This window comes from Bacillus sp. NTK074B (genome assembly GCF_017303375.1).
Lineage (GTDB): Bacteria > Bacillota > Bacilli > Bacillales > Bacillaceae_B > Rossellomorea.
This window is the reverse complement of the sequence record NZ_JAFKOH010000212.1, coordinates 1-259: the sequence shown is the minus strand read 5'-3', so window position 1 is coordinate 259 and position 259 is coordinate 1. Positions and strand designations below refer to the sequence as shown.

General features: G+C 68.0%; 1 protein-coding gene. It reads left to right on the top strand.

Features of this window, described 5'->3' with window-relative positions:
• Window positions 1–259 (top strand): glycoside hydrolase family 3 N-terminal domain-containing protein (locus tag JI667_RS22050; RefSeq protein WP_280515531.1); only part of this gene is annotated, 259 nt, incomplete at both ends.

Below are 259 nucleotides of genomic sequence, written 5' to 3'. Positions count from 1 at the left end.
CCCAAACGCGCCTACGGCACCGACCCGGACTGTATCGCCGCCTATGCGGCGGCCTTTGTCAGCGGTTTCGCCAGCGCGGGCATCCTGTGTTCCGCCAAGCATTTTCCCGGCCATGGCCGCTCGGTCAGCGACAGCCATCACGGGGTCGCGGACATTTCCGCGCATTGGACCGAGGCCGAGCTGGCCCCCTTCGCGCGCCTGTTCGCCTCGGCTCATCCCCCCGCAATGGTCATGATGGGCCATCTGCGCCTCGACCGTC